The sequence below is a fragment of the Streptomyces dioscori genome (assembly GCF_003024195.1).
GTDB lineage: Bacteria > Actinomycetota > Actinomycetes > Streptomycetales > Streptomycetaceae > Streptomyces > Streptomyces dioscori.
This window is the reverse complement of sequence record NZ_KZ679042.1, coordinates 312,010-334,453: the sequence shown is the minus strand read 5'-3', so window position 1 is coordinate 334,453 and position 22,444 is coordinate 312,010. Positions and strand designations below refer to the sequence as shown.

At 71.1% G+C, this 22,444-nt stretch carries 15 protein-coding genes; 6 read left to right on the top strand and 9 right to left on the bottom strand.

All coding sequences use genetic code 11. The annotated features are described in order from the left end of the window. Window positions 1-40 precede the first annotated feature (40 nt). Window positions 41-949 (top strand): effector-associated domain 2-containing protein, encoded by a 909-nt coding sequence (locus tag C6Y14_RS15380; RefSeq protein WP_107017216.1) that lies wholly within the window; start codon window positions 41-43, stop codon window positions 947-949. Then, entirely contained in the window at window positions 949-5,115 is a 4,167-nt protein-coding gene (locus tag C6Y14_RS15375; protein WP_107017215.1) for an NACHT domain-containing protein, read from the top strand. The genes C6Y14_RS15380 and C6Y14_RS15375 overlap by 1 nt, the downstream gene beginning before the upstream one ends. Window positions 5,116-5,176: 61 nt before the next feature. On the opposite strand, the gene C6Y14_RS15370 is transcribed toward C6Y14_RS15375, so the two are convergent. The 5 genes from C6Y14_RS15370 to C6Y14_RS15340 all read right to left on the bottom strand — a co-directional run bounded on the left by C6Y14_RS15370 (window position 5,177) and on the right by C6Y14_RS15340 (window position 11,314). Beyond that, window positions 5,177-5,536, bottom strand: coding sequence for an STAS domain-containing protein (locus C6Y14_RS15370; protein WP_107017214.1), 360 nt, complete (start codon window positions 5,534-5,536; stop codon window positions 5,177-5,179). Further along, the gene (locus C6Y14_RS15365) at window positions 5,533-6,849 is read right to left on the bottom strand and encodes a PP2C family protein-serine/threonine phosphatase (protein WP_107017213.1); all 1,317 of its coding nucleotides are present in this window, start codon (window positions 6,847-6,849) and stop codon (window positions 5,533-5,535) included. The genes C6Y14_RS15370 and C6Y14_RS15365 overlap by 4 nt, the downstream gene beginning before the upstream one ends. Then, window positions 6,849-7,658 (bottom strand): alpha/beta fold hydrolase, encoded by an 810-nt coding sequence (locus tag C6Y14_RS15360; protein ID WP_107017212.1) that lies wholly within the window; start codon window positions 7,656-7,658, stop codon window positions 6,849-6,851. The genes C6Y14_RS15365 and C6Y14_RS15360 overlap by 1 nt, the downstream gene beginning before the upstream one ends. Window positions 7,659-7,907: 249 nt before the next feature. Beyond that, window positions 7,908-10,535 (bottom strand): ABC transporter permease, encoded by a 2,628-nt coding sequence (locus C6Y14_RS45030; protein ID WP_225891093.1) that lies wholly within the window; start codon window positions 10,533-10,535, stop codon window positions 7,908-7,910. Next, a complete protein-coding gene (locus tag C6Y14_RS15340; RefSeq protein WP_107017211.1) occupies window positions 10,532-11,314 on the bottom strand; it encodes an ABC transporter ATP-binding protein in 783 nt (260 codons plus the stop codon). The genes C6Y14_RS45030 and C6Y14_RS15340 overlap by 4 nt, the downstream gene beginning before the upstream one ends. A gap of 256 nt (window positions 11,315-11,570) precedes the next feature. Between C6Y14_RS15340 and C6Y14_RS15335 the strand changes: the two genes are divergently transcribed. Next, window positions 11,571-12,953, top strand: coding sequence for a sensor histidine kinase (locus tag C6Y14_RS15335; RefSeq protein WP_107017399.1), 1,383 nt, complete (start codon window positions 11,571-11,573; stop codon window positions 12,951-12,953). Continuing rightward, window positions 12,950-13,711: a response regulator gene (locus C6Y14_RS15330; protein ID WP_107017398.1), complete on the top strand. Its 762-nt coding sequence runs from the start codon at window positions 12,950-12,952 to the stop codon at window positions 13,709-13,711. Before C6Y14_RS15335 ends, C6Y14_RS15330 begins: the two co-directional genes overlap by 4 nt. 49 nt (window positions 13,712-13,760) lie before the next feature. On the opposite strand, the gene rox is transcribed toward C6Y14_RS15330, so the two are convergent. Further along, window positions 13,761-15,200 (bottom strand): rifampin monooxygenase, encoded by a 1,440-nt coding sequence (gene rox, locus C6Y14_RS15325; protein WP_107017210.1) that lies wholly within the window; start codon window positions 15,198-15,200, stop codon window positions 13,761-13,763. A gap of 258 nt (window positions 15,201-15,458) precedes the next feature. Further along, a complete protein-coding gene (locus tag C6Y14_RS15320; protein WP_107017209.1) occupies window positions 15,459-17,534 on the bottom strand; it encodes an MMPL family transporter in 2,076 nt (691 codons plus the stop codon). Window positions 17,535-17,654: 120 nt separating this feature from the next. On the opposite strand from C6Y14_RS15320, the gene C6Y14_RS15315 reads away from it, so the two are divergent. Then, window positions 17,655-18,134: a MarR family winged helix-turn-helix transcriptional regulator gene (locus C6Y14_RS15315; protein ID WP_107017208.1), complete on the top strand. Its 480-nt coding sequence runs from the start codon at window positions 17,655-17,657 to the stop codon at window positions 18,132-18,134. Between the two features lie 16 nt (window positions 18,135-18,150). Here the strand turns inward: C6Y14_RS15315 and C6Y14_RS15310 are convergent, their stop codons facing one another. Both C6Y14_RS15310 and C6Y14_RS15305 read right to left on the bottom strand, forming a co-directional pair. Beyond that, window positions 18,151-20,184, bottom strand: coding sequence for a hypothetical protein (locus C6Y14_RS15310; RefSeq protein ID WP_107017207.1), 2,034 nt, complete (start codon window positions 20,182-20,184; stop codon window positions 18,151-18,153). 134 nt (window positions 20,185-20,318) lie between these two features. Continuing rightward, window positions 20,319-21,563: a DUF418 domain-containing protein gene (locus tag C6Y14_RS15305; protein ID WP_107017206.1), complete on the bottom strand. Its 1,245-nt coding sequence runs from the start codon at window positions 21,561-21,563 to the stop codon at window positions 20,319-20,321. Window positions 21,564-21,738: 175 nt separating this feature from the next. Between C6Y14_RS15305 and C6Y14_RS15300 the strand changes: the two genes are divergently transcribed. After that, window positions 21,739-22,404: a response regulator gene (locus C6Y14_RS15300; protein WP_107017397.1), complete on the top strand. Its 666-nt coding sequence runs from the start codon at window positions 21,739-21,741 to the stop codon at window positions 22,402-22,404. Window positions 22,405-22,444 lie beyond the last annotated feature (40 nt).

Sequence of the window (22,444 nt, the reverse complement as noted above, 5' to 3'; positions counted from 1 at the left end):
TGTGCACGCAACCACGGGTGGCCGGTGACGGGATCGCAGAATGACGCACATTTCAGCAGGGGCGGACACCGGCATGGAGCCGGCCGAGGGCCCCCGCGTGTTCATCTCCTACGCCCACGAGTCCGACGGCGGTACGCATGCCGAGGGGGTACGGGCGTTGTGGATTCTCCTGCGTGAGCACGGCATCGACGCGCGGCTGGATCGCCCGGCTGCGGAACAGCCCCAGGACTGGGCGGCTTGGATGCAACGGGAGTTCGAGGCGGCCGACTATGTGCTGACCATCGCCTCGCCCGCCTACAAGCGTCGTGCTGAGGGGACGGAGGAGCCTGGAACCGGGGAAGGTGTTGCCTGGGAAGCCAGGTTGATCAAGAACTACGTCTATGTCGATCTCGCCACGTGGTACAAGCGGATCCTGCGCGTTGTGCTTCCTGGAGGCAGCCGCGAGGACCTGCCGGCGTTTCTCGGTGGTCACACCGTCACCCACTACACCGTCGATCCGATCGATTCCACCGGTGCGGAGAAGCTCCTGCGCTACCTCACCGATCAGCCTTACGAGACCGTGCCCCCTCTCGGCCTGCGACCGGACCTGCCCCCACGGCGCGACACGACGACGGCAGGAGAGGGCGGGAGGGCAACCGCGGGAAACGCTCTCACTGGCCCGACGGTTGTTGTGCGGGACACTGATTGGGTCAACGCTCTGATGGCCTTCGGCGACATGTCGAAGGCGGATTTTCGGCAGGCCCTTCTCTCCGACATGGGGAGGGAACTTGGCCTGTCGCATGCGTTCATGGCTGCGGAACTGCCCATGGCCCGTGATCACGTGCGCGAGATCGTCCGACGGATGAACGACTACCGGGATCCTCCGGCCGCGCGCAGGGCGCTCCGCGCCGCTCTTGAATTCGCCCGTCCTGACGATGCGGCGCTGGAGCGGCTGGCCCGGTTGGTGTGATGACGAACGGAATCTTCACGGTACAAGTCCCACGGCTGTGCCGCGTACGCGCTGACAGTTCGCTCGACGGGGACCTGTTCCCGCTCGACAACGATGGATTCCTGAGCGGCGGGCACTTGGTGCTGCCACCCGGGGCCGAGGCAGTGCCAGGTGCGCTTGTCACCCCGGACGGCGTGTCGGGTGAAGGGGCGACGGTACTGCTGGGCGAGCCAGGCGCCGGAAAGAGCACGGTGTTCAGGTCTCTGGTGCAGGGGCTGCCGACGTGGGACGACTTGGCACTTGGCGAGGGTGCGGATTTCTGTGTGTGGGTCGACGGTCCGGATGTGACAGCGGCCACCTGGGACATGGTCCTGGGCCGGCACCTCGCCGGGCTGCCGAGCGTGGCCGCGGGGCAGAACCCGTCGTCGAGCACGGGAAACGTGACGGTGGTGATCGACCAGGCCGACGAGAGTGAGATCTGCAACAGCCTGCCCACCTACCTCAAGCTGGGGCTGAGGGGCAAGGACGTCGGGAAACTGAAGCTGCTGGTCGCCTGTCGTACGGGGGACTACCCACCCGATCTGACGCGTGTCCTCCAACACGCTTTCGGCAGGTGCTCTCTGGTGGACCTCGCCCCGCTGTCACGGGCCGACGCGGTGACGCTCGTCGACAGCGCCGGCGTCGAGGGCGAGCAGCTGATCTCCGAACTCGTCGCCCGGCGTGCCGGAGCCCTTGCGAGTGTGCCTCTCACCCTGGAACTCATCGTTCGTGAGTACCGGGTCAGTCGCACGCTCAGAGGCAGTGCCAAGGAACTCTTCGAGGACGCGGTCCGGCTGCTGACCCAGGAGTACGACTTCTTCCGGCGCCCCAAGTCCGCCCCGGCCACGACATGGCAGCAGCGTCTGGAAGTCGCGGGACGCATGGCTGCGAGGCTCGTGTTGTCGGGGCGGCGCACCCTGTGGCACGGAAGCCTGCTGGAAGGGCGACCGAGCACGACCGACCTGGACGTCGGAACCCTCGCCGGAGGCACCGAGAGAACCTCGGGCTGTCAGCCTTTCCAAGTGACCGCGGCCGTCATCGAAGAGGTGCTCTCCACGGGGCTGTTCACGGCGAGCGGAAACCGCAGATCCACTTTCCGGCACTCGTCGCTCGCCGCGTTCCTCGCTGCTCAGCACCTCATTTCCCGCTCCGTCCCCGACGCCGCACTCCGCCGACTGTTCCTGGTCGGAACGCCGGATCAGGAGACGGCGGGCATCCCCGTGTCGCTCCGGGAGACCGCCGCGTGGCTGGTTGCCCTGGCTCCCGACCGTATCCAGTGGCTCGCCTCGGCGGACCCGGAGAGCCTGACGGTGCACAGCGGACTTGTCGATTCCGACAATGTCAGGGAACTGATCGTCCGTCGCCTGCTGGAGAGGGCCGCCGATGTCGAATTCGGCGAGGCCCGCTGGGAACTGACCCGCTGGGTGCTGGGACATCCCGGTCTGGGCCGTCAGCTCGCCCCTGTGCTCACGCTGGATCCGAAGGACTTCGAGGACTGGGAGACCCGGGCGAAGGTCGAGGTGGCGCTGAGGCTCGCGGAGCAGTGCCCTTCACCGGACCTGGCACCACTGCTGCTGAAGGTGACGGCGGACGCCCGGTGGCCCGCAGGCAGTCGCGCGCACGCCGCCAAGGCCGCCTTCGTCTGCGACGAGACCTTGGCCGCACCAGCCCTGAGCGCGGTGCTGGAGACGCTCGCACCGGAAACGGGGATGGACCCGGGCCGTGACCTCAGGGGTGTTCTGTTGCGCCTCCTCTGGCCCCGATACCTCGACACGGCGACCGTGCTCGACGCTCTCAGCGAGCCACCGAGCAGCGACCGTTACGGGATGTACGAGTCCTTCGTCGCTACTCTGCCCACAGTTTGTCCTGATGCGGAAGTGCCCCAACTCGTGACCTGGCTGGCGCGGGTCGTGCAGGAGGACGCAGCCGGGGCCTCCGGCAAGACGCACAGGTTCACGGAGGGCAGGCTCGTATCGGACACGGTCGACCGGGCGCTGAGCGTCCCCGACGCCGAATCGATGCTTCCGCAACTGGCCCGGATCATCACCGTGCACATACTGAGTCACGAGAAGGTGGAGTTCCCGCACGCCCTCAACCCGGTCACACCGGACGGGCTGGAGCCGACCGCGGTTCGAGAACTGCGACACGCGCTTGCCCACGCACTACTCGTCCACGGCCTGAGCGAGGGACAGGCCATGCCCTATTTCGCATTGCTCGTCGTGCGTGAATGGGAGCCCCGCCGACGGGGATTCGCGGAGGAACACGACCCTCACGGCGATCGTCACATGCTGCTCGGCGCAGATGACTTCACCTGGGCTCTTCGGAACGCGGCCGACTTCGCCGACAGTCCCGAACTCGCGGACGTGTACGCCCGGCTGGTGGGTCTCCTGTTCGCTCCACAGGGCGGAGAACACTTCGAACTCGCTTATCGGAACCAGGACAACCCGGCCTGGCCGTACCTGAGCTGGTTCTACGAGCCCATCCGGATCGACGGTGAACTGGCCACAGCGTGGCGCATGAGCTACCGGTCCGACTCTCCGGAGCCGTGGCCGGAAAAGGCGAAGCACATCGCGGCGCAACGGAGACTTCTGGAGCGGGCCCGCCTGCACGACACGGACGCCTTCTGGCTGCTGCTCTGGAACATGCAGTTCGATCCGAACACCGGCCGAGGTCAGCAGCGCTTTGAAGACGACATCCGCGACTGGCCCGGCTACGCCGTATTCACGGCGGACGAACTCGCCCATCTCCCCGGCTGCGCCCTGGAGTTCCTGCGCCGTGAGCACGATCATGCCGATGAATGGCTCGGACTGGGCAAGCGGGACAAACGTGCCTGGGCCGGTCTGCTTGCGTTGATCCTGCTCGACCGCGAGGACCGACTGGACGACCTCGACGCCGACCGCTGGAGCGTGTGGGCCGGCGCGATCGCCGATCCCTGGTACGTGACCTCGTCCACCACATGGAGCCTGCTGTTGCAGAGGGCCCTGGCCAACGATGCGCAAGCGATCGCCCGTGCAATGGCTGTGGCCGCGAGAGCACAACTGAACGAAGGTATTCCGCCGCTCGTGCTGGAGCGCGTGGAGGCGAACTGGTCGCCCCTGGTCACAGAACTGTGGGAGAACTCCTTGGCCGCGCTCTCCGCGGTACTGCTTCCCGACTTCAATTCCGCTCCCGCGGCGGATGCGTGGTCCGTTTCGGCGGCGGCGTTCGAGAAGGAGCACGGTCGAGCGGCGCTGATCCAGACTTGGTGCCGTCTCCTCACCCGTCTGCTCCCTGTGGACAGCGGGCTCGCACGGTCGGCTGTCGAGTCAGCCCTGTCAGCGGTGGAGCAGGACGGCGTTGACACAGATATGGATCTTCCCGCGCTTGCCGCTGCGTTGCTTCTGGAAGCCGACGGTTTCGAGGCATGGCCACGACTGGAGCGACTGATCGACGCATCCGATCGTTTCAGCAGAGCGCTCGCGCTGAAATGCGGTGGGCGTTCCGAGCACGGGCATGTCGAGGTCTGCGCGGATGAAGCAGGGCTGAGCACGCTGTACCGATGGCTCAGCGCAGTCTTCCCCCAGGAGGGGAGCAGCCGTCCGCTCGGCGTGTACACGATGACTCCGGAGATGGAGGCCCTGGACTGGCGCGAGTCACTGCCTGCGACGCTGAGCCGTCGCGGTACTCCGGAGGCGGTCAGCCACCTCAGGATCCTCACAGCCGACTTCCCCACTCGTTTGAATCTTCGATCCGCGCTCGTTGCGGCCCGTGCACGGTGCCTTGCCGCGACATGGACGCCGGCCGATCTCGATGAGGTGGTCGGAATCCTTGCCGGGGGCGCTGTGACGTCCGATCCCGCCACCGTCGAGGCCGAGCTAGGACTGGTGGAGGCGTTGGAAGCCCTGCAGGACATGGGCAGCCATGGTTTCCGCGGGTCGATCCTGCTGGACATGCGTCAGCGTATGGGTTCGGTCGGCCTGCCACCCATCGCGGACCTCAACGTGGCGCGCGACCACCTGCGGGAGATCGCCCGGTACCTCTACGGCGAGGGTGGTCCGGTGGCCCGACGGGCTTTTCTTGCGGCTTTGGAGGACGCCCGTCCCGACGACGGAGCCCTGGAACGTCTTCGAGGACTTCTCGCGCCGGGCGACGACGCGGGCACCAGCTGAACGCTACGCCCCGGCGGGACGGTCTCCCTCCGGGAGTGCGCCCGGCACCCGGGACCCGGTGTCAGCCCGCGGTCGGGCGCCAGGCCGTTTCGGCGGCCAGGGCCGTCGGGTGGACGGGGAAGACCTGGTCCAGGCCGCAGATGCGGAAGATCCGGCTGACGGGATCGGGGACGGCGGCCAGGGCGATGCCCGCACCGGCCGTCAGGGCGTGGTTGCGGGCGGCGATGAGCACGGTGATACCACTGGAGTCGCAGAAAGTGACGTCGCCGAGGTCCAGGACGAGCTGCTGGCCCGGACGCAGGTCGAGCCCCGGCAGCGCGGCGCGTACCTCGGGGGCGCTGTGATGGTCCAGGTCCCCGGCCAGCTCGATGACCGCTCCGGCGGGAGCGGTGCGGGTGCGGAGGGTCAGGCGCTGCGTCACTGGAGCTCTTCACTGGGAGGTCGGGGCACATGGATGGCCAGGACGGCGGTGTCGTCGTCCACTCCACTGCCGAAGGTGTCGAGCAGGTCGCGGATCGCGTCGACGGTGGCCGATGCGGTGGTGGGAGCCAGCGTGCGGGCGAAATCGAGAAGGGCGTCGTCACCGTAGCGGTCGACGCCGTCGACGGCGTTGACGTGGGCCTCGGTGAGTCCGTCGGTGTGCAGCAGCAGGGTGTCGCCGGGGGCCAGCCGGACGGCCGTGGTGGCGATGTGGGCGTCGGCCAGGACACCGATGAGCTGCCCACCCGGGGTGGGCAGGTAGTCGGTGGTGCCGTCGGCGCGCATCAGCAGGGCCGGCGGATGCCCGCCACTGGCCAGGGTGATGTGGAAGCCGCCCCGGTCCGGGTCCGGGGTCAGCAGCCCGAAGATGACCGTGCAGAAGCGGGGGTCGGCGCCGTTGTACTCGTGGTTGAGGACCGTGTTGAGGTTGCGGAGGACGGCGTCAGGGTCGGGGTTGTACACGGCTGCGGCCCGCAGGGTGTAGCGGGTCAGCGAGGTGACGGCCGCCGCGGCGGCCCCCTTGCCGCACACATCGCCCAGGAACAGTCCCCAGGTGCCCTCGGCCAGCGGGAACAGGTCGTAGAAGTCGCCGCCGACCTCGTCGACGGAGGCGATGTGGTAGTACGCGGACACGTCCAGCCCAGGAACGTTGGCCAGGGTCGGCGGCAGCAATGTCTTCTGCAGGGTGGCGGCCAAACGCTGGAGCCGTTCGCGTTCCCGCTCGGCCTCCTTGCGGGCACGCAGCAGCTCGGTCTCGTAGGCGCGGCGGTCGCGCGCGTCGAAGAGGGTGGTACGGATCAGCAGTGGCCGCCCGTCCCTGCCCGTCCGCACGGTCGAGGTGACCAGGACCGGCAGGCGGGAGCCGTCGGCGGCCTTGAGTTCCAGGGCGATGCCACTGACCTCGCCCTGCATTCCCAGCAGCGGGGCGAAGTGGGTCTCGTGGTAGAGCCGCCCGCCCACGGTCAGCAGGTCGGAGAAGTGCCTGCGGCCCAGCAGGTCGTCCCGCTCGTAGCCCAGCCAGTCCAGCAGCGTGGTGTTGACCTTCGCGATCCTGCCGTCCAGCAGGGTCGACAGATAACCGCAGGGCGCATGCTCGTACAGGTCCTCGACACTGTCCTCCAGCAACGCGGAGAACTGCGCACGGTCGTCGGAGGAGCCGAGGTCGCCGTTGCCCCAGCCGCCCGCCACCTGGCCTGTTCCACCCGGGCGGCCCAGGCCGGCCACCCCGTTTTCCTCGTCGCCGGACGTGCCCATCAGGCGAGTGCTTCCACGAACGAGGTGATCGCTGCCGTGGTCTCCTCCGGAGCGGCGAGCTGCGGGCAGTGTCCGGTGGCGTCGAGCGTCACCAGGCGGCTTCCCGGGATCCGGGCGTGCACGAACTCGCCCACCTCCCGGGGAGCGATCGCGTCACTGGCGCACTGGGCCACCAGGGTGGGGACCTTCACCAGGGCCAGATCCTCCCGGTTGTCGGACAGGAACGTCACGCGGGCGAAGACCCGGGCGATGTCCGGATCGGTGCGGCAGAAACTGTTGGTCAGCTCCTCGCCCAGTTCCGGTCGCTCCGGATTGCCCATGATCACCGGGGCCATGGCGCCCGACCAGCCCAGATAGTTCGCGTCCAGCGATCCCAGCAGCTCATCGATGTCCTCGGCGTCGAACCCGCCCCGGTAACCGGTCTCGGGGTCGTCGACGAACCGCGGCGAGGGTGCAAGGAGGACGAGCCCGGCGAACGCCTCGGGCTCCCGGACGGCGGCCACCACACCCATCATCGCGCTCACGGAATGCCCCACGAACGTCACGGGACCGAGTGCCAGCTCCCGGCACAGCTCCAGTACGTCCTCCACGTAGCCGTCGAGCGTCGAGTACCGGTCCGGACTCCATGCGGACAGATCCGAGTTCCCCGCGCCCACGTGGTCGAAGAGCACGACGGTGAAGTCGCGCTCCAGCGCCGGCACCACCAGACGCCACATGTTCTGGTCGCAACCGAACCCGTGCGCCAGCATCACCACGGGCCCGCCTGGCCGCCCGGAAACCGTCACATGGTTCCTATGCCGCACATCCATACGAAACATCCTCGCAGACCGGAGACCCGGAGACCCGGAGACCCGGAGACCCGGAGACCCGGGGACCCAGGGACCCGGGGACCCAGGGACGTTCTCCGCGGATCGCGGATCGCGGATCGCGGATCGCGGATCGCGGATCGCGGATCGCGGATCCGTGGGGAACGAGGATCCGCGCGGTACGGCTCGGCCCCACGGCCGTACCCGGTCGGCCGTACCCGGCAGGTCCGGCGACCTCGCGCCGCGACGCGCCTACTCCGTGCGCAGAGCCGTGGCCGTTCGGGCCCTCGCGGCCCAGCCGGCCGGCAGGAGCGCGCCCAGGACGGCGATGAGCAGGCCGCCGAGTACGAGGGGGAGCAGTTCGGCCCCGTGGTGGACGGCGATCACGGAATCGGGGAGGCGGAGTCCCACGCTGGCGCCCATCGCGGGGAGGACCCGGCCGTGCAGGGCCACGCCGAGCGGCACGCCCAGGGCGCCCGCGACCAGTCCGGTCACGACGACCGAGGTGAGGACCATCGTGACCGTCTGCCGGGGTGTCATGCCGAGCGCCTTGTGGATCCCGATCTCCCGGACGCGCTCGCGGGTGTCGAGCAGGACGCCGTTGAGCACGCCGAGCGCGGCGACGGCGACCAGCATCAGCGTGAGGATCGCGGACAGCGCGTTGAGCGTGACGACCATGTCGCCGCCGGCGCCGAGCCCACCGGTCCGGGCGGTGACGCCCAGCGGTGCCAGGTCCTTGTTCAGCGCCTCGACATAGCCGGACACCTCGGTACCCGACGCGACCGCGATGTGGTGGCTCGTCTCCGTCAGGTCGGGATGTGCGCCGGTGAGCGTCGAGACGTCGGTGAACACCTGCATGCCGTCGTTGCGGGGGTCGAGGACCTCACCGACGATCCTGACCGTGACCGGCTCGGCCAGCCCGTCGAGGGTGACGGTGTCGCCGATCCGGGTGCCGGTGGCGTCCAGGAAGGGGGTCGGAACCACGGCCTCACCGGGCCGACCGTCACCGGGCCGGACGTCACCGGGTCGGACGTCACCGGGTCGACCGTCACCGCGCCGGCCGTCACCGCGCTCGCCCGTATCGGACCCGCCGGTATTTGATCCGTCGATATCGGACCCGTTGGTACCGCGTCCGCCGGCATTGGACCCGCCGGTGTCGGATCCGCCGTCACCGCGCCCGCCGGTGTCGGACCCGCCAGTGGTGCGCGCGTCGGTGCCGGACCCGTCGAACCAGCGGCCCGAGACCATCGTGTAGCCGCCCCAGGAAGCGTCGCCGGTGAAGGCGACCACGTCGACGGTGCCGGTCAGGCCGGACACGGCCGCCCGTACCGTCGCGGCGCTGTAGTACTCACCGGTTCCGGCGGCGGCCCTGATGGCGGAGGCGACCGCGGCGGGATCGGCCTCGCCCTCGGGCCCCTTCCCGGCGTCGGAGTCCTGAGGGCTTCGGGAGCCCTGCGGACTGCGAGCGGCACCCGGCGGGCCCTGGAGGCCGATGTCGGGCAAGGGCGCGGGCACGACCACATCGGCGACGTCGTGGGACTTCGCCTTCATCACCTCGCCGAGCGAGGCACCCATCCCCACGGTGAAGGTGACGGCGACCGTGCCGAACAGGATCGCCGTACCCATGGCCAGCGCGCGCACGGGCCGGGCGAAGAGCCGGGCCAGGCCCAGGGCGACCGGCCGCGGCACCGGCAGCCGTCCGGCGAGGCGGGCCGCCCACCGGCCGCGCCTCGCCGCGGCGGTACGCCCCGTGGCGAGCGCGTCGACCGTACGCAGCCGGCCGGCCCGCCAGGCGCTCGCCCACGCGGTCACCGCCACCAGGCCGAGCACCCCGGCGATCACCGTCATGTCGACCCAGGGGGCGACGGCCAGGGACGAGGTGCCGTAGACCTCCCCGGTCTCGGCCAGGACGGGGACGGCGAGCAGATGGCCGACGACGACACCGAGCGCCGTGCCGACAGCGGCCGGGACCAGCGCCTGGCCCACGTAAGCCCGTACGACCTGGGCCGGGGTGAAACCGACCGCCTTGAGGATGCCGATGCGGCGCGTGCCGGTGCCGACGGCCGACGCGACGATGTTGCCGACGATCAGCACCGACATGACCAGACCCAGGGCTCCGAACGCCATGAGGAACGGCACGTAGACGGCGGTCTCGCGCTCGGCGCTCTCCTTGACGGCGAGCCAGGACTGTTGGCCCAGGGTCGCCCCGGGCGGCAGGGACCGGGTCACGGCCCTGCCGCCCGCGGTGACCTGCGCGGCGGTGCCCGCGTCGGTGAAGCGGTAGAGCATCTGGTGGCCGCCGCTGCCGGGCGCGGTCAGTGCCGGCATCTGGGACGGGACCACCCAGGCGTCGGCGGTCCGTGTGACCGAGCGGGCCACGCCGACCACCGCCAGTTCCGGACCGCCGGGCAGGTCGGGGAAGGCGATCCTCATGCCCAGGGTCGGGATGAGCGGGGAATCGGCGGACAGCGCGATCTCGCCGGATCGGGTCGGCCACCGCCCGTCGAACAGCGCCACCGCGTCCACGTCCTTGCCGGGATCACTCCGGCCGGCCACGGTCAACGGCCCGCCGGGGCCCGCTCCGTCCGACCGCGGGGTGACCGTCGCCGTACGGAACGGCCCGGCCGCACCGCTCACTCCTTCGGCGTCCTCGGACGCCGCCAACTGCCCGGCGCTCACCTTGCCCGCGTCGAACTGCACGGAGAGATGCGCCCCGTGCTGCTTGGCGAAGGCGTCGTCGAAGGGCGCGCCGGACACCACGAGCAGCGATCCGCCGAGGACGGAGACGGCCACCGCCATCATCGTGGCGAGCCCGATCACCAGCGTCTGCACACGGCGGCGTCGCACCCCCGAGCGCACCACCTTGCCGAGGGCGCTCATCGACCGGCCTCCGAAGCGGCGGTCCCCGAAGCGGCCGTCCCGGAAGCGACGGTCCCGGAAGCGACGGCTCGCAAGGTGGCGGCACCCGTCGCGACGGCGTCCGACCGGACGTCCTCGACGATCCGGCCGTCGGCGATCCGCACCGTACGGTTCGTGCAGGACCGGGCCAGGGCCAGGTCGTGCGTGACCACGACAAGGGTCTGACCCTCGGCGTTGAGGTCGCGGAGGAGCCTGCTGACGTCCTGTCCGGCTGCCGTGTCCAGGGCCCCGGTCGGCTCGTCGGCCAGAAGCAGTGCCGGCCGGTTCATCAACGCCCTTGCCACCGCCACGCGTTGCCGTTCGCCGCCGGAGAGCCGCCCCGGGTGGGCGCGGGCGTGCCGGTCGAGGCCCAGCAGTTCCAGGAGCTCCGCCGCTCGGCGGTCCGCCTCGCCGCGGGCCATACCCGCGAGGCGTGCCGGCAGAGCGACGTTGTCGGTGACGGTCAGATCGTCGAGCAGGTTGAAGAACTGGAAGACCATGCCGACCTTCGACCGCCGGTAGAGCGCGGATCCGGCTTCGCCCAGCCCATCCACCCGCACCCCGTCCACGGTGACGGTCCCCGTGTCGGGCCGGTCCAGGCCGGCGATCAGATTGAGCAGCGTGGACTTGCCGCTGCCCGAGGGGCCGAGGACCGCGACGGCCTCGCCGGGCCGTACGGTCAGCGACACCTCGTGCAGAGCGGGCGGGCCGTCGTCGTAGCGGCGGCTCACCTCCCGCAGTTCGATCACCGGCACGCTCACGAAATGCTCCTTGCGCTGGGGGAGTTGACTGCGTGAACGTTAGGAGCGGGACCGGTCCGTACACATCGCCCGCCCGAACCCCATGCGGTACCGCGCTGGGACGAGGCCTGCGAAGGTCATCCCTGCGATGTAGGCGGGCGATGTATCGGGTGCGGTGAGAATGACCATCAGGACGGACTCCGCGGATCCGGGCGACGGCGACAATGAACCGGTGAGGGACGCAGAACCGGTGAGGGACGTGGAACCGGTGACGGACATGCGTACGCAGCCGGCGCGGCTGTGGCAGGCCGCCCGCCGGGCGGTCCACGACGTCCGGCTGCCGAGCGGTCCCCGGCTGCGGCCCACCCGGCGCGCCTGGCAGTTCGACGTGCTGACGGCCCTGGTGCTCGGCATCACCACGGTCTACTACGGCATCGACAACGCGGACAACGTCGTGATCCGCGAGATCGCACCCGGCGTGGTGCGGGTCATACCGCGTCCTGCCGGCCCCGCGGGCATGGCCCTGATGGTGACTCTCGCAGCCGTCGCCTCGGGTGCCCTGGCGCTGCGCCGCCGCTACCCGCTCGCCGTGCTGTGCGTCGTGACGGCCGCGACCCTGGCGACACCGCAGAGCGTTCTGCGGCTGACCTTCTACGCGTACGTCATCGCCGTCTACAGCGCCGCCGTGTACAGCCCGTACCGGGTGGCGACCCTGGTGGCACTGCCGGTGTCGGTCGTCCTGGTCGGCACCGCGGGGAACTCGGTGACCCCGATCGTCCCCAACGAGTACATCGCACTGCTGATCCTGGTCCCCATGGCCGTGGCCGCCGTCGGCCTGCGGACCTGGAAACTCCGGACCGACGAGGGCCGCACCCGGCTCTCCGCCCTGGAACGCGAACAGACCCGCGCGCTGCGCCGGGCGGTCGAGCACGAGCGGGCCAGGATCGCCCGTGAACTGCACGACGTCGTCACGCACAACGTCAGCGTGATGATCATCCAGGCGGGCGCCGCCCGCAAGATCATGAAGACCGCGCCGGAGCAGGCCGGCGAGGCGCTGCTCGCCGTCGAGGCGGGCGGACGGGCCGCCATGACCGAACTCCGCCATGTCATGGGCCTCCTCACCATGGCCGCCGAAGGCGAGGACGAGGGTGACGGCGAGGGCGAGGGCGGGGGCGGGGGCGGGCGCAAGGGTACGGACGGAGGTGCGGACCGGGCCGCCACGGTGGCGGAGCTTGAGCTGGCCCCGCAACCCGGCCTGGACCAGCTGGACAAGCTGGTCGGCCGGGTCCGGGACGCCGGACTGCCCGTCTCCCTGACCGTGACGGGACCGCCCCGCCCCCTCCCGCCCGGCCTCGAACTCGCCGCCTACCGCGTGATCCAGGAAGCCCTGACCAACACCGTGAAACACGCGTCCGGCGCCACCGCCGCCGTCACCGTCGCATACGAACCGGAGAGGCTCCGGGTGGCAGTCACCGACACCGGTGGACAGCCGGGTACGGGCGCGACCGCCGGAAGCGGCCGGGGTCTCATAGGCCTCCGCGAACGCCTCGCCGTCCACGACGGAACCCTGGAAACCGGCCGGCGCCTGACCGGCGGCTACCGTGTGGAGGCCCAGATCCCCCTGGAGACAGTCCCCTTGGAGACACCGTGGACACCGTGACCGAGCCGCTACGGGTGGTCCTCGCGGACGACCAGACCCTGGTCCGTACGGGATTCCGGCTGATCCTCGGCGCCGACGGCATCGACGTCGTCGCCGAGGCGGTCAACGGAACCGAGGCGGTCGAAGCGGTCCGCCGTACACGTCCCGACGTGGTGCTGATGGACGTCAGGATGCCCGAGATGGACGGCCTGGAGGCCACCCGCCGTATCCTCACCGGTGCTCCCGGTGCTCCCGGTGCTCCCGGTGCTCCCGGTGCTCCCGGGGCACCGCGCGTCATCATCCTGACCACCTTCGACCTCGACAGGTACGTCTACGCGGCGCTGTCCGCGGGGGCCAGTGGCTTTCTCCTCAAGGACGTCACCCCCGAGCAGTTGACCGCGGCCATCCGTACGGTCCGTACCGGCGACGCTCTCCTGGCACCCGCCATCACCCGCCGTCTCGTGCAGAGGTTCACCCGGCGCGGCAGCGACACCGCCGCCCTGCACCGCGACCTCGCCCCGCTCACCCCGCGCGAGGTGGAAGTCCTCGGGCTGCTGGCCCGGGGGCTGAGCAACGCCGAACTGGCCGCCCGCCTCCATCTGGCCGAGACGACCGTCAAGACGCATGTCGCCCGCATCCTCGCCAAACTCCGGCTCCGCGACCGTGTCCAGGCCGTCATCGTCGCCTACGAGACAGGACTGGTCAGTGCCGGCGCAGACGCCGGGGCACACGAGGCCGTCGAGCAGCCCACCGGGCCCACGGGACCCGGCACGCGCTGACGCGGTCACCGTCGCGTTCCCGGTCCCGTCGGGACGTGGCGCGGGACGCTCAACCGGCCGCGCTTCCGAACCACTTGGGCAGCTGGGCGAGCAGGGCCTGCTGGTCCTCGCCTGCCCAGGCCACATGGCCGTCAGGGCGCAACAGAACGGCCGGTACGTCCAGTTGCCCGCCGGCGTCGACGACGTGGTCGATCCGGTCCGACCAGCCCGACACCGAGAGGCCGCCGGTCCGGTCGAGCAGCAGACCGCGGCCTTCGTGCATCAGCGAGTAGAGGCGTCCGCGCTTCAGTTCGATGTCCCGCATCCGGCGGCCGAGCAGGTCGTGGCCGTCGTCGTGGCTCTCGCCGAAGTCGTAGCGGACCCCGACCGCGGTGATCATCTCGGTCACGTACCGGTTCACCTCCTCGAAGTCCATCAGCTTCGAGAACAGCTCCCGCAGCGCGACCGCACCCGCGTCCGTCCCCAGCAGTGTGATCTGCGCCCGGGTGTTGTCGAGCACGCGGGCGCCCACCGGGTGCCGTTCGTCGTGGTAGCTGTCCAGGAGTCCGTCCGGCGCCCAGCCGTCGACCGCGGCGGCCAGCTTCCAGCCGAGGTTGAAGGCGTCCTGGACACCGAGGTTGAGCCCCTGGCCGCCGGTCGGCGGGTGGATGTGCGCCGCGTCGCCCGCCAGCAGCACCCGCCCGACCCGGTAGCGCTCGGCCTGCCGGGTGGCGTCACCGAACCGGGACAGCCAGCGCGGCGAGTGCACACCGAAGTCGGTGCCCGCGACGTCCCGCAGCCGCTGCCTGAACTCGTCGAGGGTCGGCGCGGTCGCCTTCTCCTCGGCCACCCCGTCGGCGGGCACGATGACGCGGTGCGTTCCGTCCCCGTTGGGGATGGTGCCGAACCGCAGTTGGGTCTTGCGGACCTCGGCGACGACGGCGTCGACCGAGGCGGCGTCCGCGGTCAGCTCCATGTCGCCGAGCAGCGTCTCTACCGTGGCGGGCTCGCCGGGAAAGCCCACGCCGAGCAGTTTGCGCACCACACTGCGGCCGCCGTCGCACCCGACGAGATAGCGCGAACGAAGACGCTCACCGTCCGTCAGTCCGACGCTCACGCCGTCCTCGTCCTGGTTCAGCCCGGCCACTTCACGGCCGCGCCGGATCTCGGTGCCGAGTTCGACGGCCCGCTCTTCGAGCAGCCGCTCGGTGACCGGCTGCAGCGTGGACAGGCCGTACGGGTGGGCCGTGTCCAGCGTGTCCGGCCACGGTTTCATGATGCCGCCGAAGAACCCGCCGACCTGGAACTTCTCACTGACCGCGAGGAACCGGTCCAGCAGCCCGCGCTGATCCATCATCTCGACGCTGCGCGTGTGCAGCCCGCGGCCCCGGGTCTCCGCGGTCGGCTCGGTCAGCTTCTCCAGCACCACCACGTGCACACCGTGCAGGCGCAACTCGCCGGCCAGCATCAGACCGGTCGGTCCCGCGCCCACAACGATCACGTCAATCATCGAAACCCCAACTCAGCTACGTAGAAACCCCGAAGCCGGTCCGGTGGTTTCCGGCTTCGGCCGGTGATTCTGCGCCACGACCGGGGTCTTGCGGCAAGCCCCCCGGTGCGCTATAGCTTGAAGAAGGCAAGGAGCACACGACTCCTTGCCTTCTTCATGGCCTCCGACGGCCGCGCTGCCGACGCCTCCGACGCCCGCGACGGCCGCGCTCCCGAGGGCCGCGACCGCCGCGCCCCCGACAGCCGCCGCCTGCGCCGGTTACGGCCGGCGTGCGAGGCGGCCGGGCCACCAGACGGCCGGGCCGATGTCCCGTACGAGGGCCGGGACCAGCAGCGAGCGCACCACGATCGTGTCGAGCAGTACGCCGAAGGCGACGATGAAGGCGATCTGCGCGAGGAACGCGAGCGGGATGACGATCAGGGCCGCGAAGGTGGCGGCCAGCACCACCCCCGCGGAGGTGATCACACCGCCGGTGGCGATCAGTCCGCGCAACATGCCCTGCCGCGTGCCCAGTTGTAGGGTCTCCTCCCGCACGCGTGACATGAGGAAGATGTTGTAGTCGACGCCGAGCGCCACGAGGAACACGAACCCGTACAGCGGCACCGAGGCGTCCGTCCCGGAGAAGCCGAAGCCGTGCCGGAACACCAGGCCCGCGATCCCGAGCGTGGCGAGGTAGTTCAACGCCACGGTGGCCACCAGGATCACCGGGAGCAGGAGGCAGCGCAGCAGGACGACGAGAATGAGCAGGATGATCGCCAGGACCACAGGGATGATGAGGGTCCGGTCGTGCTCCGCGGTGCGCTGTGTGTCGTACTGCTGCGCGGTGTAGCCGCCCACCAGGGCGTCGGCGTCGGCCGTGTGCAGCCGGTCGCGCAGCTTCTGCACCGTGTCCTTCGCCGAGTCGCTGTCCGGAGCGGCGTCCAGGACGGCGTCGATGCGCACCCGGCCGTCCTTGACCAGCGGCTCACCGCCCGGCCGGCCCGACGAGGTCACCGCCTGCGCCTCGGCGACCCCCTTCGTCGCGGCCGCGGCGCGCGTGACCTCCGTACGCCGGTCCGCGTCCGCGATGATCACGACGGGCTGGCCGGAGCCGCCGGGGAAGTGCCTGCCGAGGGTCTCCTGCGCCGCGACGGACGGTGCGTCGTTGACGAACAGCTCGTCCAGGGGCACACCCTTCGACTGCAGCGCGGGGAAGAACGCCGCACCCGCCACGAGCAGGGCGGCGGAGGCCATCCAGAGCCGCCGGGGGCGGGTGTCGACCCAGTGGGCGACGCGCCGCCAGATGCCGTGTCCGCCCGTCTCCGCGTCGGCCGAGCGGGGCTTGGCCGGCCAGAAGGCCACCTTGCCCATGAGGGCGAGCACCGCAGGCAGGAACGTCAGGGTCGTCAGTACGGCGCACACGATGCCGATCGCCCCGACGGGCCCCAGCGCACGGTTGTTGGTGAGGTCGCTGAGCAGCAGGGCGAGCAGCCCCAGGGCCACGGTCGCGGCGCTGGCGGTGATCGCGCCGAAGGAGTCGCGCAGTGCCTTCCACGCGGCCTGGAAACGGTCGTCGCTGCGCGCGAGTTCCTCACGGAAACGCGCCGTCAGCAGGAGGGCGTAGTCGGTGGCGGCGCCGATCACCAGGATCGAGAGGATGCCCTGCACCTGGCCGTCCACGCGCACGATGTCGTGGTCGGCCAGCACATAGACGATGGCGCAGGCGATGCCGAGGGCGAAGACGGCACTGATGATGATCATGAAGGGCAGCAGGACGCTGCGGTACACCAGCAGCAGGATGAGCAGCACGGCCACCAGGGCCACGCCCAGCAGGATCCCGTCGATGCCCGCGAAGGCCTCGCCGAGGTCCCCCTGCGTGGCCGCGGGTCCGGCGATCTGGACGCGGGTCCCGGAGACGTCCGCCGCGGCCCGCTCCAGTTCGTCCAGCACCTCGGTCAGCTTCTCCCCGAGATCCGGGCGCAGCGGGACCACGCCCTGCAGCGCGGCTCCGTCCTGCGCGCGCAAGGCCGGTGAGGGCCTGCTCTCGACGCCCTCCATGTCGGCGAGGGACTCCAGGATCCGGGTCGCGGAGTCCTGCTGGGCCGTGGAGACCTCACCGCCGCCGTCGGCGGTCCAGACGAGTACGGCGGGCAGGGTCTCCCGTTCGGCGAAGGCCTTCTGCTGCTCGATGACCTTGGTCGACTCGGCGTTCTGCGGCAGGAAGGCCGCCTGGTCGTTCGTCGACACGTCGCCGAGCTTGCCCGCGTAGGAGCCGAACGCCCCGCCGAGACCGAGCCAGACGACGACGAGCACAAGGGGGACCAGCCATCGGGCGGGTCGACGCGCGGTGTTCATGGACTTTCTCAAGAGCTTTCCCAACAGGCGTGGCGCAGGACAGGGGCCAGACAGGGGTCGAGGGCAAAGATATCTCAAAGAGAAAGTATCTCAACCGTTGAGAGATATTATCCTTGTCCCATGCAGCCCAACAGTTCGGACCGCCCTGAGGGCCCCGCCAGTGATCTCCAGGCCTACGCCGTCCTGCTGCGTGCGCTGAACAGCGAGTTCAACCGGATCGCCCATTCGTTTGCCCAGGCCAACGAGCTGCATGCCACGGACGTCCACGCGCTGGCCGCGATCCTGGACGCCTCGGCGACCGACGGGGAGCCGATGACGCCCTCGCGTCTGCGGGAGCGCCTCGACCTCACCTCCGGAGCCGTCACGGCCTGCCTGGACAGGCTCGAACGCGCGGGACACATCAGCCGCACCCGCGAGAGCGCCGACCGCAGGGTGGTCCACCTCACCTACAACGCGGGTGCCCGTGCGCTCGCCCGTGAGTACTTCAGCCCTCTGGCGCGCAGCACGGAGGCCGCGCGCCAGAAGTTCACCCCCGAGCAGCTGGAGACGATCGCCGACTTCCTCCATGCCCTCAACAGTGAGCTGAGCAACGAGCGCTGACCGGGCGCCCGCCGCGTCAGGGCGCCCGGACCTCGGCCCGCTCGGGGAGCTGTCCGACGACCTTCGCGTCGGTGTTCTTCGGCGCACGGACGGCGAGGAAGCGTCCGTCGGCCTCGGCGCGCAGCGGCCCCGACGCCTCGATGCTGCCGACGGACCTGCTCCCGGCGGCCAGCAGGTACGAGGATCCGGAAGGGGCCCGCCAGTCGACGTCGGCCAGCACGTGCTGGCCGAACCGGCTGCACTCGGCGGTGTTCGCGCGGACACCGGCGGAGCGGGCGGGTCCGGTGCCGGGGCCGAGGAAGAGGTACTCCACGCGGCCGGGGCCGCGCCAGGTGTCGGCACGGGCACAGACCCAGGTGGCCCGTCCGGCGCGCTCGGGCAGATCCTGCCGGGCGAAGACCCAGTGGTTCACCGCGCGCACCCCCTGGCCGCGCATGCCGTCCAGCCGGCAGGCGGTGCGTGCCCAGCCCCGCAGCGCGTCAGGGCCGGTGGCCTCCCGGGGCGGGCGCGGACGCTCACCCGGCTCCGGCGGCGGCATGTAGGTCAGATGGACGGGTGAGAGACCGCCGAGGTCGGTGAGCAGGAACGCGTGCTTCTCCACGATGCGGGTCGAGGACCGCAGTTGCACGACGGGCCAGGCACGGCAGTCGCCGCCGGCCGACGGCACCGGCAGGGGCTCGGTGAGACCCGTGCGGGAACGGGACACCTCCCGGGCGGGCGTGTCGGGCGCCAGCAGATCGCGGGTGCCCGCCTCGGCGATCCACGGCGCCAGCAGCATCCGGACGGTCTCGGGGGTGCGGGAGACGACGACCGCGGCGGCGGTCGTCACGCCGGCGCCGTCCGTGAGGGCGGACACCAGCTCGGGTGCGCCGTCGCCGTCCAGCGGTTCGCTGTAGCGCACGGTGGTCAGGTCGTCGTGCAGGACGACGACCGCGCGTCCGTCGACGTCGTCGGCGAACAGCAGATGCGGCGCCCGGCCCGTACCGGTGGACGCCGCTCCCGCCTCCTGTGACCGCCGTCCCCGCCAGGACGGGTCCGACCAGGCCCGCAGAGCACGCTCCAGCAGCGCCCGGTCGCCGGTCCGTGCGCCGCGGGCGGGCCAGGCCGTGAAGTCGACGCGGGCGGTGTCCGCCCAGACGGCGGCGGGCGTGTGGCGCAGCAGCGCGGCGTCCGTCGCCTTCGACGCCGTCCATGGGCCTCCGCTCTCGGCGGGGACACCGCTGTCGCCCGTCAGGGAGAGGGAGGCGGCTCCGACGCACGCGGCCAGCAGGGCGCCGGTCACGGCCGTGCGCATCCGGTGTCTGCGGCGCAGCAGATCGGTCGGCCGTGCGTGCAGCAGACAGGGGTCGAACTCCGGCGCGAGCAGGGCGGACACGGGGGTGCCGGAGCCGCCGGTCACCGTCGCCGGCCCAGCTCCGGTGGCTGTCTCCGCCGTACCTGTGCCGCCGCCGGTGACCGAGGGGTGCGGGCCGCTCCCGTCGACCAGCAGCCGGGCGGCCCGGAGGGCGTCGCCGGGCTCGGCCACGCCCGTGTCACGCAGGACGGCAGCCGCCTCGTCCACGGACAGCTTCTCCAGGACGAGCAGCGCGACGGCCGCCCGCACCGGCCAGCCGGCCTGCGCGAGGGCACGGTCCAGCAGCAGTTCCTCGGCGCCACCCGACTGGGGGAAGACCCGCAGCCCCCACACCGCCGGCAGCGCGGGGCGCCCCGCCCACCGCCCCCACGACCGGGGGAACGGACCGCGCCGCGCGTCCTGGGCCATGGCCGCCCGCAGTACGGACGTCCGCAGGGCCCCGTACTCGTCCGGGGCCGCGTCCCGGCTGTCGCCCGTGCGGCGCCGGGCCGGTATGGCGCGCTCGCGGTGGGGGAGCGCCCGCTGGACGAGGCCGTGGGCGGCGAGGACCCGCCGGTGGCGGCCCGGCGAGCGGGGGAGGGTGACGTAGACCAGCCGGACCAGCCGCGCGTAGTGCTCCATGAGCGCGGCTTCCGCGCGCCGCACATCGAGCACACGCAGGTCGCTGTCCGAGGGTGTCTGCCAGCGCACAAACATGATCGCTTAGCTCTTTCGGGGGACGAGGAAGAACTGTCAGTACGGTCAAACGAGTGATCTTCGATGCCGTCACCTTGGCCGCCGTATCCGGTCGCGTCCCCGGCCCGGCCGAACCTGGCCGGTTGTAACGGGTGTTACCTGATGTGACGCGTGATGCGGGTGGCGCGGTACAGCACGTACTCCAGCGGACCGCGGCGGAAGTACCGCGTCCAGACGGTCGCCAGCAGGGTGGCCGCCGCGACGAAGGAGAGCAGCGCGACCAGGGCCGGACCGGGCTCCTCCTCCATGCCGACCTCGTACACGGCGAGGATGTGCGCGACGTAGGCGGTCAACGCGATCATGCCGACGGCGGCGACCGGCCGGACCAGCCGGGTCAGACGCGGCATCCGGGCGGCGACGGAGACGCAGGCGGCCACCACGAGCAGGGCGGCCCCGGTGTTGCCCAGTACGGAGAACGTGGTCTGGCTGTGGGGCGCGCCGACCAGCAGCCACACGGCCGGGGTGTCGTCGATGAGGTAGCCGACGCTGTCCGACCACCAGGCCGAGGCCGCCCCGCCGCCGTCCGTGGCCGCGGCGATCGTGGTGAGGGCGCCCGGGACGAGGTGCAGGGCCAGCCAGGAGCCCCCGTAGCCGAGCACGGCCAGCCCGCCGCCGGTCAGGGCCAGCCGGGTACGGGTCCGGGCCTGGCCGAGATCGAGGCGGGCGAGCGCCATGCCCGCGATCATGAACGGCATCCAGGTGAGCGCCGGATACTCGCCGGTGAACAGCAGTTCGAGCAGGCCGTCGGTGTCGCTGACGCGCGCCAGAGGATCCGCCGCGACGACCGTGTCGGCCCAGTCGCCGCCGTAGATCGCCTGCTGGATCACGTACAGCAGCAAAGGCATGAGCAGGGCGCTCGCGGCGGCGAGCAGCGCCAGGGTACGGGCGTGCAGCCGGTACAGCGGCAGGACGAGCAGGAAGATCAGCCCGTAGAAGGCGAGGATGACCTCGACGTCGGTGTCCAGGGCGGTGAGCGCGTAGCCCATGACGATCAGGATGAGCGCGCGCAGCACGATCCGGCCCACCGCCTGCCGTCCGGCCCGGCCGGTGTGCGGTTGCGGGCGGCCGGTGATCAGGACGAGGGAGAATCCGGCGAGCAGCGCGAACAGGGCGGAGGACCGGCCGCGGGCCAGCTCGGCGAGGAAGCCCACCGGCCCGCCCACGGTCGGCTCGGGGCCCACATGGGCGGCGTACATGCCGAAGACCGCCAGGCCGCGGGCGAGATCCAGACCGATGAGCCGGCCGGCTGAAGGCGTGAGGGGGACGCCGGCCGGCCGGCTCGGCCGCGGGACCGGCGGTGGAAGGGCCGGTGCGGAGGCTGAAGGCGCGTCGTGTGTCATGGGTTTCAGGCTGACGTCGCAGACCGGTCCGGGCCCATCCGGCAAGTGGCCGCCATCGTCCAGCCGACCGGCTGGAAGCCCTCCGTCGCCCAGCCGGAAACGTCACCGAAGGAACCCCCGGGCAGTCTCCCGCGTGGTACGAAACCTCAAGCGGTCCACGTCGATAGGGGCGCACGTGATTCGCGTACTGGTGGTCGACGACGAAGCGTTGATCCGCACGGGCTTCGAGCACATCCTGTCCACGGCCGACGACATCGAGGTGGTCGGAGCGGTCGTCGGCGGCCAGGCGGTGGCGGCCGCACGGCGGTTGACGCCCGACGTGGTGCTGCTGGACATCCGGATGCCGGACGTGGACGGGCTGAGCGTGCTGGCCCAGTTGCGGCTTCTGCCGGCGGCGCCGGTGGTGGCGATGCTCACGACGTTCGACATGGACGAGTACGTGGCCGCCGCCCTGCGCTCGGGAGCGTCCGGTTTCCTGCTGAAGGACACCGACCCCGTACAACTGCCCGTGCTGGTACGCACGCTGGCGCAGGGCGGAGTCGTGCTGTCCTCCTCCATCACCCGCACCGTCGTGAACGGCTATCTCGACAACGGCCCCCAGCAGGCCGCCCTGCGCCGCGTCGCCCAGCTCACCGGACGCGAGAAGGCCGTCCTGATCCTCATCGCGGAAGGGCTGCCCAACGCCGCCATCGCCGCCCAACTGCACCTGAGCACGGGCACGGTCAAGGATCATGTGAGTGCCCTACTGGCCAAACTCCGCGTGGGCAGCCGGGTCCAGGCCGCCCTGCTGGCCGAACGCGCGGGGCTGCTCAAACCGCCGAGCGTCCAGGAGGAAGGGTGAAATCCCGCGCGCACGAGGGACGTCGTCCGCACTCCGCCAC

Coding starts and splice junctions, on each gene's coding strand:
- C6Y14_RS15380 (WP_107017216.1), top strand. CDS start 41: ATGACGCACATTTCAGCAGGGGCGGACACCGGCATGGAGCCGGCCGAG.
- C6Y14_RS15375 (WP_107017215.1), top strand. CDS start 949: ATGACGAACGGAATCTTCACGGTACAAGTCCCACGGCTGTGCCGCGTA.
- C6Y14_RS15365 (WP_107017213.1), bottom strand. CDS start 6,849: ATGGGCACGTCCGGCGACGAGGAAAACGGGGTGGCCGGCCTGGGCCGC.
- C6Y14_RS15360 (WP_107017212.1), bottom strand. CDS start 7,658: ATGGATGTGCGGCATAGGAACCATGTGACGGTTTCCGGGCGGCCAGGC.
- C6Y14_RS45030 (WP_225891093.1), bottom strand. CDS start 10,535: ATGAGCGCCCTCGGCAAGGTGGTGCGCTCGGGGGTGCGACGCCGCCGT.
- C6Y14_RS15335 (WP_107017399.1), top strand. CDS start 11,571: ATGCGTACGCAGCCGGCGCGGCTGTGGCAGGCCGCCCGCCGGGCGGTC.
- rox (WP_107017210.1), bottom strand. CDS start 15,200: ATGATTGACGTGATCGTTGTGGGCGCGGGACCGACCGGTCTGATGCTG.
- C6Y14_RS15320 (WP_107017209.1), bottom strand. CDS start 17,534: ATGAACACCGCGCGTCGACCCGCCCGATGGCTGGTCCCCCTTGTGCTC.
- C6Y14_RS15315 (WP_107017208.1), top strand. CDS start 17,655: ATGCAGCCCAACAGTTCGGACCGCCCTGAGGGCCCCGCCAGTGATCTC.
- C6Y14_RS15310 (WP_107017207.1), bottom strand. CDS start 20,184: ATGTTTGTGCGCTGGCAGACACCCTCGGACAGCGACCTGCGTGTGCTC.
- C6Y14_RS15305 (WP_107017206.1), bottom strand. CDS start 21,563: ATGACACACGACGCGCCTTCAGCCTCCGCACCGGCCCTTCCACCGCCG.